The sequence below is a fragment of the Streptomyces sp. NPDC000878 genome (assembly GCF_053599695.1).
This window is the reverse complement of the sequence record NZ_JBSFMT010000026.1, coordinates 40,417-52,965: the sequence shown is the minus strand read 5'-3', so window position 1 is coordinate 52,965 and position 12,549 is coordinate 40,417. Positions and strand designations below refer to the sequence as shown.

The 12,549-nt window shown below is 71.2% G+C and carries 9 protein-coding genes; 7 read left to right on the top strand and 2 right to left on the bottom strand.

All coding sequences use genetic code 11. The annotated features are described in order from the left end of the window. Positions 1-102: 102 nt before the first annotated feature. Complete coding sequence (locus ACWDR4_RS23355) at positions 103-1,893, bottom strand: acyl-CoA dehydrogenase family protein (RefSeq protein WP_450411216.1); 1,791 nt, start codon at positions 1,891-1,893, stop codon at positions 103-105. Positions 1,894-2,362: 469 nt separating this feature from the next. Here ACWDR4_RS23355 and ACWDR4_RS23350 point away from each other — a divergent pair, with 469 nt between their 5' ends. From ACWDR4_RS23350 to ACWDR4_RS23335, 4 genes are all read left to right on the top strand, one after another. Then, positions 2,363-2,977, top strand: coding sequence for an RNA polymerase sigma factor (locus ACWDR4_RS23350; protein ID WP_450411214.1), 615 nt, complete (start codon positions 2,363-2,365; stop codon positions 2,975-2,977). Beyond that, positions 2,974-3,663: a hypothetical protein gene (locus tag ACWDR4_RS23345; protein ID WP_450411212.1), complete on the top strand. Its 690-nt coding sequence runs from the start codon at positions 2,974-2,976 to the stop codon at positions 3,661-3,663. The genes ACWDR4_RS23350 and ACWDR4_RS23345 overlap by 4 nt, the downstream gene beginning before the upstream one ends. Further along, a complete protein-coding gene (locus ACWDR4_RS23340) occupies positions 3,660-4,973 on the top strand; it encodes an acyltransferase family protein (protein WP_450411211.1) in 1,314 nt (437 codons plus the stop codon). Before ACWDR4_RS23345 ends, ACWDR4_RS23340 begins: the two co-directional genes overlap by 4 nt. Positions 4,974-5,051: 78 nt before the next feature. Then, positions 5,052-5,855, top strand: coding sequence for an SAM-dependent methyltransferase (locus tag ACWDR4_RS23335; RefSeq protein WP_450411209.1), 804 nt, complete (start codon positions 5,052-5,054; stop codon positions 5,853-5,855). Positions 5,856-5,922: 67 nt separating this feature from the next. Here ACWDR4_RS23335 and ACWDR4_RS23330 read toward each other — a convergent pair whose 3' ends face one another. Then, on the bottom strand, positions 5,923-9,891 hold the full coding sequence (locus ACWDR4_RS23330; RefSeq protein ID WP_450411208.1) for an nSTAND1 domain-containing NTPase: 3,969 nt from the start codon (positions 9,889-9,891) through the stop codon (positions 5,923-5,925). A gap of 273 nt (positions 9,892-10,164) precedes the next feature. Between ACWDR4_RS23330 and ACWDR4_RS23325 the strand changes: the two genes are divergently transcribed. The 3 genes from ACWDR4_RS23325 to ACWDR4_RS23315 all read left to right on the top strand — a co-directional run bounded on the left by ACWDR4_RS23325 (position 10,165) and on the right by ACWDR4_RS23315 (position 12,511). Further along, positions 10,165-10,767, top strand: a complete 603-nt coding sequence (locus ACWDR4_RS23325; RefSeq protein ID WP_450411206.1) for a peptidase inhibitor family I36 protein — start codon at positions 10,165-10,167, stop codon at positions 10,765-10,767. A gap of 274 nt (positions 10,768-11,041) precedes the next feature. Beyond that, on the top strand, positions 11,042-11,566 hold the full coding sequence (locus ACWDR4_RS23320) for a toxin-antitoxin system HicB family antitoxin (RefSeq protein WP_450411204.1): 525 nt from the start codon (positions 11,042-11,044) through the stop codon (positions 11,564-11,566). Positions 11,567-11,662: 96 nt separating this feature from the next. After that, the gene (locus tag ACWDR4_RS23315; RefSeq protein WP_450411202.1) at positions 11,663-12,511 is read left to right on the top strand and encodes a DUF4097 family beta strand repeat-containing protein; all 849 of its coding nucleotides are present in this window, start codon (positions 11,663-11,665) and stop codon (positions 12,509-12,511) included. Positions 12,512-12,549: the final 38 nt, after the last annotated feature.

The following is a 12,549-nucleotide window of genomic DNA, read 5'->3' as shown; positions in this document are numbered from 1 at the left end:
CTCTGCCTCAACTGGGCCACCGCCTCAACCGAACATCATGCACACGTCATTTTTAGGCCAAGAACTGCCCCATCGCAGCCCACATCGCACAGACCGGAAGAATCACGCGCCGGTCAGCATCGGCAGTGACAACAGGTGTTCCTCCGGGACGTCGAAGGCCTGCGTCAGGGTGCTGAGGTGCGGGGCGAGCCGGGTCGTGAGGGTGTTCAGGGTCTCCGGGAGGGCGCGGACCTGGTCGGCGGTGAGGGCCCGTTCGGCGAGCAGCAGACCGCTGCGGGCGCTGACCTGACGGAGGAGGAAGAGCGCGCCGAGGTCCTCCAGGACGGAGCGCGTGATCGGGTCGGAGACACGGGCGGTGGCGGCGAGTAAGGCGTCGGCGGCCTGGCCGACCGCGTACACCTCCACGAGGTTCAGGGCGGCGTCGGACGCGTTGTTCCAGCGGCCGAGGGCGTCGCCGCCGCCCCCGCTCCGCAGGTCGCGTCGGGCGGCGAGGTGCCAGTAGCGCTCGGCGGCGGTGAGGGCGCGGCGCAGCAGGCCGGGGTCGGTGAGCGGTTCGTCGCCGGTGGCCGGGACGGGCTCGGCCGCCAGCTCATGGCCGAAGATCATCTCGGCGCCGGCCTTGCACCAGATCGCCAGGTTGTCGCCCTCGGCGGTGATCGCGCCGTCCATGTTGCCGGCCAGGTCGGCGAGCCCGTTCACGAGGAACAGCCCGCGCGCGCCGCACCGTTCCCGGCTCTCGGTCGCGATCTCGCGGGCCCGCCAGGTGACCCACCCCTTGGTGACGGCGACCAGCCGTTCGGCGTCCGCGCGCTCCTCGGGCTTGTGGGTGACCCACCGTTCGGTGGCCACGCGGTGGAGGAAGGTCATGGCGTAGGCGGTGGCGGTGTGGTCGAGGAGGCGGGAGTGGTGGCTGCGGTGGGCGGCGAGCGGGACGCGCTGTCCGGCGACCGGCCCGGAGATGTGCCGGGTGTACGAGTACCGGACGGCGACGGCGAGCGCCGTACGGGCCACTCCGAGCCCGCTCGCGCTCATGCACAGTTTGCCCGCCGTGACTCTGCTGATGGCGTGGATGAACCGTTTTCGCGGGCTGCCGACGGAGCTGACGAGGGTTCCGTCGGGCAGGAGCTGTCCGTGGGCGCCCTGGATGAGGGCGGTGCGGGGCAGCCGTACGTGGTCGAAGTCGGTGGCGCAGTGGTCCACCGAGGTGCCTATGCGCTCGGGCAGCTGGGTGACGGTGATGCCGGGCAGGGTGCCGTACTCGTCGCTCAGCGGGGTGAGGAAGAGGAAGGCGCCCAGGTACTTGTCGTCGACGATGAGCCGCGCGGCGACCACGGCGGTCTTGGGGCCGCCCGAGGAACTGGTGTTGGGCATGTACTTCTGCGCCCCGGGGTGCGGGGTGTGCAGGACGAACTCGTCGTTCTCCCGGTCGTAGCGGGCGACGGTCTCCAGCGCCGGTACGTCGTTGCCGTGCGCGCGCTCCGTGCACAGGAACGTGCCCATACGGGTCATGGACGTGAAGTCCGCCAACTCGCGGGGCGGGGACACCTGGTCGTCGACGACGCTGCCGAGGAAAAGGTTGTAGTGAATCCCGGCCACGGTGACGGTGGCGCCGTCCACCGGGCAGGTCCACTCGTGCAACGCCGCAAGTCCGCGTGGATCGTTGGCGAAGTTCTCGGGTGAGGGGACCTCGTTGTTCAGCACGCGCAGCCGCTCGTAGGCGAGCTGCCAGCGCTGCTGGGTTCCGAGTCCGGGACGGTACCGGAACAGTTCGTTCGAGACCGCCTTGCGCCAGCGGCCGTGGATCTTGTTTCCGTCCGAACCGTCGCGGAAGAGGAGGCTCGTGATGGCGGCTTGATCGAGGACTGGATGGGGTGTGCGTGTCTCGGTGGTCATGATGATCAAGATGCCCATTGTGCTTCTGGGATCAACCAATAGTGACCAGGAGCACTTCAGATATTGCCTAATATGCGGCATTAATGGACAGGAATCGGCCGAAGTGTGGCGACGAGGATTAAGTCGCTTTCGAACGCCAGATCGACCTTCGCGAACGCCCGGATTTCGCTAACCGGAATCCAGTTCGAGTGAATCGGAACGCGGGATTCCAGAGTGGCTCGTGGTGTCATCGACAGGTTCGTTCGAGGGGCGGAACGGAGTGGATCCGGGGCGGGTCCACCGCCGCCAGGGCCTGTCCGGCGCCAGCCGGATACCGGTCGGATGTCGGCCGGATTCCGTATTGCTGGTGGACGGGCGTTGCCGGTGGGCGGGCATCGGCGGTCGGCGGCTTGTAACGCTTTTCGGGTCTCCGCCCAAGAACAGGTGAAAGAGCGAAGGCCGCTGCGAGCAGGACGCGAAGGAGATGCCAGTGGATGGTGCGGAGGCGGAAAGGTTACGGGGTGGGCCCTCCGATGCCGTCCATGACCCGGCGCTCTTCGAAGCGTTCTACCGGCGTCATGTCGACGCCGTGCTGCGGTTCGTGGCCCGACGGGTCGACGACCCCCACACGGCGGCCGATCTGACGGCCGAGATCTTCCTCGCCGTGCTCGACTCGGCCCACACGTACAAGCCGCGCCTGGGCAACGAGACGGCCTGGCTGTACGGCATCGCACGCAACGTCGTGTCGTCGGAGCGGCGTCGGGTCGCCCGGGAGGCCGAGCGGGACCGGCGGTTCTCCGGGCGGCGGCTGCTGGACGCCGACGACATCGCCCGTATCGAGGACAAGCTCGACGCGGAGAGTCCAGGGCGACGCGCCCTGGCCGCTCTCGAACGGCTTCCCGAGGGCGAGCGGGCCGTCCTGGAGCTGATCGTGGTGGACCAGCTCACGATCCCGGAGGCGGCGTCCGCGCTGGGCATCCGCCCGGTCACGGCGAGGGTCCGACTGCACCGGGCACGCAAGGCGCTGCGCGGGGAGGCGGGTCGAAGGGCTGTGGAGACGACGCCGGACACATCACTTTTGTACGTCAGGAAGGGCGAGGCATGAGCACGAGGAGGACGTCGTTCGAGGACCGGCTGCTGAAGGAGTTGCAGCGGGAGATCGAGCTGCGGGAGGCGGGCGCGGGCAGCGGTGGGACGGGGGTGGACATCGGGGACGCGGGGATGGGCAGCGGCGACGCGGACACTGCGGACACTGCGGACACTTCCGTGCACCGCCGGGACGCTCCGCTGGTCACCCCGCGCCGGATCGCCCTCGCCGCCGCGACCTGTGCCGTGGCCGGGCTCGCCCTGGTGGTCGTACCGGGTACGCCGGCCGACTCGGTGGCGTACGCGGTGGAGCGCCACGGCGACGGCAGGGTCACGCTCACCCTCCAGGGCGAACGGATCGACCTCGACGCCCAGTACGAACTCGCGCGGGAACTGCGCCCGAACGGCATCGTGGTGGACGTGGAGCTGCTCCCGCCCGGGTACACCTGCAAGCCGTGGGGCAGGGCCGCCGCCCTCCGGCTCGTGTCGGTCGGCAAGGACGACATCGTCAGTGAACCCGTCCACGCCTGGACCGTGCCCGTGCGGGTCACCCTGAGCCGGGGCAACGTGCTGGTCTTCGAGAACAGCGAGGGCAGCGCCGAGCCGCAGGCGGTACACGCCTACGAGATCGACCGGTACACGCTCGACTCCTCCACGACCGAGGCCGAGTCCGAGCCCTGCGTCCCCGTGAAGCCCACCCCATGACCGCCCCGCCGAGCCCGTCGCAGGGGCGGTCGGGCCGACTGGGGTGGCTGGACGCCCTGCGGGGCATCGCGGCGCTCGTCGTCGTGTTCGACCACTCGGCGTACTCCTTCCTCCCGGAGTTCCGGCGGGAGCTGGTCCCGGAGTTCAACACCAGCCGGTACGGCATCATGGTGTTCTTCCTGGTGAGCGGCTACATCATCCCGGCGTCGCTCGAACGCCGGGGCTGTGTACGGACGTTCTGGATCGGGCGGGTGTTCCGCATCTACCCCCTGTGCGTGGCGGCCGTCGCCACCGTCCTCGCCCTCGGCCTCCTCGGGGTCACCGAGCCACGCACCGACCTCGGCGCCGCCACCACCGCCGTCGCCCATCTCACCCTGTTCCAGGAGCTGTTGGGCACCCCCAACCTCCTCCTCGTCCTGTGGACGCTCTCCTACGAGATGGCCTTCTACCTCCTGGTCGTCGCCCTCTTCACGGTCCGCCGGCACGAGCGGCCGGCGCCGGTCGCCGTCACCCTGGCCGTGCTCGCCGCCGTGAGCGTGGCGACCGGGGTCGCGCTCCCGGTCTCGGCCCTCTCCGAGGCGGTCGGCACCGGCACACTGGTCACGCTCACGGCGATCGCCCTGACCGTCGCCATCTGCTGTACGAGCGCCAGGTCGCCCCGGCTCCAGGTGTTCGGCGGCGGGGTGGGCGCAGCGCTCGCACTCGTGCTGGTCCTCTTCAACGGCACGGTCCCGGTGTGGGAGGGCCTGGTGATCCTCGCCGTGATGTTCCTCGGCACGGTCGTCCACCGGGCCGAGCACGGCCGGAGCAGTTGGTGGTACGCCGCCTGTATGGCCGTCGTGGTCGTCGTCTGCGCCGTGGGAAGCGCGTACGGGCACGGCGACGGGGCCCAGTTCACGCGGCGCGGCTGGATCACGGCGTTCCTGCTGGCCGTACTCACCTTCGGCGTCGGACTGGCGCTGCGCCACCGCCGCGTACCGCTTCTGCTGATCGGTCTGGGCACGATCAGTTACTCGGTCTACCTGCTGCATCCGCTGCTGCTGATGGCGAGCGACGGCACGATCGGCCGACGGCGACAGGACACTCCCCTGCTGGAAGTGGCCTTCTTCGCCGTGCTGTTGCCGCTGTGCGTCCTGAGCTACCGGTACATCGAGGCGCCGGGGCAGGCACTGGGCCGGAGACTGGCCCGACGGCGCCCGAACAGACCCGGGCGGAGCGGGTCCGGTGCGAGCGGGCCGGATGTCGACGGCGATCGAATACGTCGGCGCGCAGCGATGACGACGTGCCTCGTCAAGTCCCCGTCGCCTTGAACTACCCTCACGGGAACGGAAGTTGATACGGCAGTTGATACGGAACTTGACGCGGAAGCCGACCGGGAGGAACGCAGGGTGAGTCAGGATCACGTCCGGATCGAGGACATCGACACCAGCAGACCGCACCCTGCCCGGATCTACGACTATCTGCTGGGCGGCAAGGACAACTACGAGGTCGATCAGCAGGCCGGTGAGGCGCTCGCCGCCTCCGCGCCCGAGGTGCGGATCGGTTTGCGGGCCAACCGTGCCTTCATGCGGCGGGCGGTCCGACACGTGGTCGGCGGCGGTGTACGCCAGATCCTCGACATCGGCACTGGGCTGCCCACGTCGCCGAATGTGCACGAGGTCGCCCAGGAGCTGGCGCCCGAGGTGCGGGTCGCGTACGTCGACAACGACCCGATCGTGAAGGCGCACGCCGACGCGCTGCTGAGCCGCTCCGGCGGCGGGACCAGTACCGTGCTGGCCGATCTGCGTGACCCCCGGACCGTCCTGGAGCACCCGGACGTCCGCCGGAACATCGACTTCGACGAGCCGGTCGCGCTGCTCCTGGTGGCCGTCGTCCACTTCCTCACCGACGCGGAGAAGCCCGGGGAGATCGTCGCCACCCTGCGCGACGCGCTGCCGGCCGGCAGCTTCCTGGTCCTCTCGCACGCCACGGGCGACTTCGCGGACCGTACGGACGCCCAAGCCGAGTACAGCAAGAAGGCCACCGCCACCCTGAATCTTCGCCCCCGCGCCGAGGTGGAGCGCCTCTTCGACGGCTTCGAACTGGTCGACCCCGGCCTGGCCCAGGTCCCGTTCTGGCGCCCCGACGGCCCGCCGCCGGAGAGGTCCGAGGAGATCGGCATCTATGGGGGTGTGGCCCGCATAGCCAGGTGACCCAGGTGATCTGAAGTCGAAGCCCTTCTGGCGCACCGCCCGATGCCGACGCCGACGCCGTAGGGCCTCAACTTCCGCACGGTGGGCGGTACTTCCACTGCGGGAAGTACTGGCGCCATTCGGCTCGGGTGATGGTCGGGAAGGCCGTGGCGCAGATGCGGGCGGCGACGCGGTCGATGTCGGGGTCCCAGAGGAGGGCGGTCCAGTCCTCGCTGCCGGTGGCCAGGGTGCGGCCGTCGGGACTGAACGCGAGGGTGTCCACCGGCTTGGTGTGGGCGGTCAGCAGCACCGGTTCTCGGACCTCGGCGTCGGCTGTCAGCCCGTACAACCGCACCTTCTTGTCGGCGCTCGCGGCGGCCAGCGTCCGGCCGTCCGGCGCGAAGGCGACGGACATGACGCCGTCGGTGTAGCCGGTGAGTCGGTCGCGGGAGAGCGGGTGGCGGGGGTCGTCGAGGCTCCACAGTCGTACGGTGCGGTCCTCGCTGCCGGTGGCGAGGGTGCGGCCGTCGGGCGTGAAGGCGACCGACTTCACGGCGCCGGTGTGGCCGGTGAGGACGGACAGCCGGGCGGGGTGGCGTCGGCTGGTGACGTTCCAGAGGGTGGCCGTACGGTTCCGGCTGGCCACGGCCAGGGTGCGACCGTCGGGCGCGAACGCCACGGAGTCCACGGCACCGGTCAGCCACAGGGCGGACAGCGGACGGGGGCGGCGTACGTCGGTGGTGTTCCAGAGGCGTACGGTGCCCTGCTCGCCGCCGGTGACCAGGGTGCGCCCGTCGGGGCTGAAGGCGAGCGTGTTGACGTGACCGACCCGGGCGGGGACCGCGCTGAGGAGCCGGGACGCCGCCTCCGGGGCCCATAGCCTCAGGGTGCCGTCGGCGCTGGCGCTGGCGAGGGTGCGGCCGTCGGGGCGGAAGGCGACGGAGTTGACGGGGCCGGTGTGGCCGGTGAGCGGAGGGAGTTCGCGGGGACGGTTCGGGTCGGCGAGGTTCCAGAGGCGCACGGTGCGGTCGTAGCTGGCGGTGGCGAGCAGGCGGCCGTCGGGGGTGAAGGCGACGGAGTAGAGGGAGCTGGTGGCGCCGGTCAGGGCGGGGCCGGGCAGGTCCCAGAGCCGGGTGCTCTGGTCCTCGCTGCCGCTGGCCAGCGTGTGTCCCCCGGGCCCGAAGGCCAGCGCCCGGACGCTCCCGGTGTGCCCCGTGAGCACGGCCGCCTCCCGAACGGACCCGTCACCGTCACCTTCCACACCATCACCTTCCACACCATCACCCTCCGCGTCCCACCGCCGTACGGTGCCGTCGGTACCGCCGGTGGCCAGCCGCCGCCCGTCGGGGCTGAAGGCGACGGCGTTGACGGCATCGGTGTGCGTGGTGAGCACCTGCGTCTGGCGGGGCCGAGCCGCCTGCCCCACGTCCCAGAGCCGCACGGTGAAGTCGGCGCCGCCGGTGGCGAGTTGACGACCGTCGGGGGCGAAGGCCATTGCGTTGACGGGGCCGGTGTGGGCGGTGGGGGTGGTGGTGGGGGAGGCCTGGGATGTGGGGGTGGCCTGGTCGGTCCAGTCGGCTCCGCCTGCCTCGCCGGGTAGGCCCGTCCGTCCCGGTACCGTCGACAGTTGGCGTAGTCGTAGCCGGCCGCCCGACTCCGACGGCTCCCACAGCCGTACCGCGCCGTCATCGTGTCCCGTGGCCAGCGTGCGGCCGTCCCGGTGGAACGTGGCGGCGGTGATGTCGGGGCCCGCGTCCAAGGTCGCGAGGGCGCGTGGTTGGCGGGGGTTCGACAGGTGCCAGACCCGGATTCCGTCGCGGGCGGCGGTCGTGAGGGTGCGGCTGCGGTTGCGGCCTTCAGGGGCGAATCCCAACCCCACCACCGGACCGGCGTCGCCCGGCAGCCGGGTCGCGAGCCGGGGGTGCCGTACGTCGCCGATGTCCCACACCCCTACCGTGCCGTCCTCGCCCCCGGCCGCCAGCAGCCGCCCGTCGGGGCTGACGGCGACCGTGTGTACGGCGCCGCCGAGGCGGCCCGGGGTGACCGGGTCGGCCGGCCGGTGCGAGTCGGGCACCCGCTGTAATCGCACGGTCCCGTCGGCGTCGCCGGTGACCAGGACACGGCCGTCGGCACTGAACGCCAGTGCGGTGACGGCACCTTGACGGCCCGTCAACTGGGTTGCGTACGGGGTCGCGAAGGTACTGAGTACGCTGCCGCGCGCCTCCGGGGTGGGCGACAAATGGTAGGCGGCCAAGCTGAGTTGGGCCGCCAGTGCCGGGTTGACGCCGCGCAGTGCCGCCGCCCGTTCGGCGGCCCGCTGCGAACCGACGACGTCGCGCTGCTGGTCCGCCGCCCGCTGTGCCCGTACGGCCAGGGCTGCGGTCGTGGTGGTCAGCACGAGCAGGACGCTCAGCAGCCCCACGCCCAGGCGCCGGAACCGGGACCTGCGCCGCACGGCCGCGTCTTCCGCCGCCCGGGCGGCCAGACCGGCGTCGAGGAACTCCCGCTCCGGTACGGACATCGCCGTACGGTCGAGTCCGGCGGCCAGCGCGAGCCGGGTGCCTCGGTACAGCGCGCCGGGTTCGCGCCCCAGTGCCTCCCAGGTCTGGGCGGCGTCGGTGAGACGGCGCGCGGTCCGGGTGGCCTCACGGTCCTCGGTCAGCCAGCCGTGCAGCCGGGGCCAGCATCGGATCAGCGCCTCGTGGGCCAGCTCCACCCGCTCGCGGTCCAGGGTGAGGAGGCGGGCGCGCGCCGCCAGGTCGAGTACGGCACGGACCTCGCCGCCTCCGGTACCGGCCCCATTGCCGTCACCGGGCCCGCCGCCATCACCCGTTCCGGCCAGCCCCGTCTGGCCGGTCTGCCCGGCCAGCCCGTCCATCTCCTCCAAGCGTGCCGGGCGCCGAGTGTCCTCCGTGCCGTCCCCCAGGGCGGTCAGCCGTACGAACACCTGGCGGGCCAACTGCTGCCGCCCCGCGTCTAGTTCCTGGTAGAACTCCTCGGCCGTGCGGGCGAGGGCTCCCTCCAGACCGCCCGCCGCCTCGAACGCGTCCCGTGTCAGCGCGTTGCCGCGTCGGCGCCGCCAGGTCTGCAGCAGGGCGTGGGACAGCAGTGGCAGTACGCCGGCCTGGCCGTGGGCCTGGGCGATGAGCGTGGTCAGCAGGGCGCCCTCGATGGTCAGCCCGGCCCGTCGAGCGGGCTGTACGACGGCCCGGCGCAGTTCGTCCAGGTTCATCGGCCCGACCGGTACCTGCGCGTCGCGCATCGCCTCGACCAGGGGTGCGTGGTGGGTGCAGTGGGCGTAGAAGTCGGCACGGGCGCCGAGGGCTACGCGACATCGGCCGCCGGGGGCCGATGCGGCGGAGACGAGCGCCTCGATGAAGCGCTCGCGCTCGACGGCGTCCTGGCAGAGCGTGAACGTCTCCTCGAACTGGTCGACCACCAGCACGAGTTCACCGTCGGCCGCACCGGGCCGCGCGGTGATCTGCCGTACCAGGCGCCCCAGGTTCTCCGGTGCCTCCCTCAACTCCCCGTACAGCGCACCCGGCATGAGGCCCGCCATCGCCCCGAGCCGCACGGCGCACTCCTCCAACGGCCGTGCCCCCGGCGTCAGTACGACCACCGTCGTCGCGGCGGCAGCCTCAAGGCGCGGCACCAGTCCGGCCCGCAGCAACGACGACTTGCCCGACCCCGAGGCCCCGATCACCACCACGAACCGCTGCCGCTCCAGCCGCCCGACCAACTCCTCCAGCAGCCGCTCCCGCCCGAAGAACCACTCCGAGTCCTCCTCCCGGAACGACCGCAGTCCGGCGTACGGAGGAGGCTGGTCGCCCTCCTCCTCCGGGCCGGCGGCCGGATGGTCCTCGCCGAGAAGTACCGCCACCTCCCGCCAGAGCCGCTCCCACTCCTCGACGTCCCCGTCGCAGGCCCGCACGTACGCCAGCGTCACCGCCAGTGTCGGCAGCCCCTGCCCGGAGGCGGCGGAGGAAAGGGTGGAGATCGAATAGTGCGCCTGTTCCGCCAGTCTCCGGTACGGCGGATTCCCCGCCTTCCGCCTCAACTTCCGCAATCCTGAGGCGAATTCGACTAACGGACCGTCCCCCGCGTCCAGCGGTCGCTCTCTGCGCGGCATCGCCGCACCTCCCCGATGGTCCCCGCAGCTCCTCGTGGCTCCCCGTTCCCCCGTGTCACGACTCGCGCGGCGCGTCGCATTTTTCAGGACTTGTTTGTTCGACACCAGGCCTCGAACGCGAACAACGCGCGAGCCGCTACATCTGTAGGGCACTGAAGGACACCGGAAGCCGGAAGGCCGAACGCGAAGGAGCAGAACACCGTGCGCAAGAAGGCAGGAGCAAGTCTGGCAAGTGTTCTCCTGGCGATGGTGGCGATCGTCGCCACGGTCGCCGGGACCGGCACGGCGAGCGCCGCGCCCGACACAGGCCGCGCCGCGTTCGTCACTGAGGCCCGCGGGGCAGGCCTCAGCGCCGAGCAGGCCACGGGCCTCCAGAACAAGGTCGACGCCTACCTGGCCAAGCTGGACGGCCGGGGCACCCAGATCTCGCCCAACCAGATCGACCTCAAGGGCGCGGTCCTGAACCTCACCGTGCCGGGCGAGAAGCAGATCCGGCAACTGGGCGACGTGGGCATACTCGCCGAAGGGATCGGCTCCACCGAGTGCATAGGCGGAGCCAGGTACGGCTGGTTCTGCGCGTACGCGGGCCAGAACTTCAGCGGCGAGCGCCTCGGCATCTACAGGTGCGGCGTGACGTGGACCATCCCGTGGTTCAGCGTCGGTTCGTGGGACAACAACCAGACCCCGGGCACTTCTCCCCTGCTGACCTTCACGAACGGGTCGACCTGGCAGATGCCCCCCGCCCGCAGCAGCCAGACCACCGGCGTGAACTGGGCGCCGGTGCTGTCCATCCGCGCCTGCTGACCACCACGCCGCACCACACTCACACCGCACCACACTGCATGGCATGGCATGGCATGGCATGGCATGGCATGGCGCCGGGTGGCACCACTTGATGTCAAGTGGTGCCACCCGGCGCCATTTCATGCCCCCAGAGGGGCATCGGCGCACCCGGCACCACGCTCACTCAAGCCACACATTCACATTTCCGCAGGTCAGATTGGCTGCCCCCGCACCCCACCCCCCGTCGGCGCCATCAAGGCTTGCCTAGGTGCCACATCGGTGCCACAATGGCGTCATGGACCTCACCCCGTACGTCGACTCCCTCCGCCGCGAACTCGCGGTGGCCGCCGAAGCCGGTGGCGTCGAAGCCCGCGAGCTGGCCGAGAGGCTCACCGCTCCCCTGGAGTCGGCGACCCGGCTGATGATGCTCAACGTGCTCTCCGCCGCGACGGACGAGATCACCCGCGATCTCGCCCCGGGCTCGGTCGACGTACGGCTGCGCGGGCTCGACCCCGACTTCGTGGTGACGCTGCCGCCCACCGAAGGCGACACCCCCACGGAACCGGACGCTCCCCTCGAAGCGCTCACGCACCCGGCCACGGCCGACGGCGACGAGGGCGGCATCGCCCGCGTCAACCTCCGCCTGCCGGCCCACCTCAAGGCCCGTGCCGAGGAGGCCGCGACCCGCGAGGGCCTGTCGGTCAACGCGTGGCTGGTGCGTGCCGTGTCGGCCGCGGTCGACGGCGGCACCCGGCCACGGCCACGTACGCCGGAGAAGGCCCAGACCGTCGGACAGAGCTTCACGGGCTGGGTGCGCTAGCCACACGCCCACCCACACCACCCCACCCACTCCACCTCACCCACACCACGTCCCACCTGCGGGGACGTCTCCAAGACCCAAGAGGACGGGACAGCCATGCCTACTTTCGACACTCCCGAAGCGATCTCGGTCACGGCACGCGTCGAGGCCGGTTCCATCCAGTTCACCGCGGGCGACCGTCCCGACACGGTCGTCGAGGTGCGGCCCCGCGACCCGAAGAAGGACGTGGACGTACGGGCGGCCGACCAGACCGAGGTCACGTACGCGGGCGGCACCCTGAACGTCAGGACGCCCAAGGGCAATCTGCTCGGCCTCGGCCGCACCGGCACCGTCGACGTGACGGTCGAACTGCCCACGGGCTCACGCGTCGACATGACCGGCGCCTGGGCCCAGGTGCTCGGCGAGGGCCGGCTCGGCGAGGTCCGCGTGAAGACCTCGTCCGGTGACGTCCGGCTCGACACGACCGGCCCCCTGCACCTGACCGCGTCGCACGGCTCGATCACCGTCGACCGGGTCGAGGGCACGGCCGAGATCACCACCAGCTCCGGCAGCGTGCGCGTCGGCCTCGTCGACGGCTCCGCCGTCCTGAAGAACTCGCACGGCACCACGACCGTCGGCGCCGCGACCGGCGAACTGCGGGTGAGCGGCTCCAACGGCGACATCGAGATCCGGCGCGCCGAGGACTCGGTCACCGCCACCACCGCCCACGGCACCCTGCGCGTGGACGAAGTAGCCCGTGGCGAGGTCCAGTTGGAGACCGCCTTCGGCTCCATCGACATCGGCGTCCGCGAGGGCACGGCCGCCTGGCTCGACGTCAGCTCGAACTCCGGCCAGGTACGCAACGCACTCACCGCGTCCGACACCCCGGGGCAGACCGAGGACACCGTCAGGATCCGCGCCCGTACCCGGCACGGCAACATCGACGTCCGCCGCGCCAAGGTCTGAGCACCACCTCCAACTCCCGCTCCGCTCCCACCACTTCA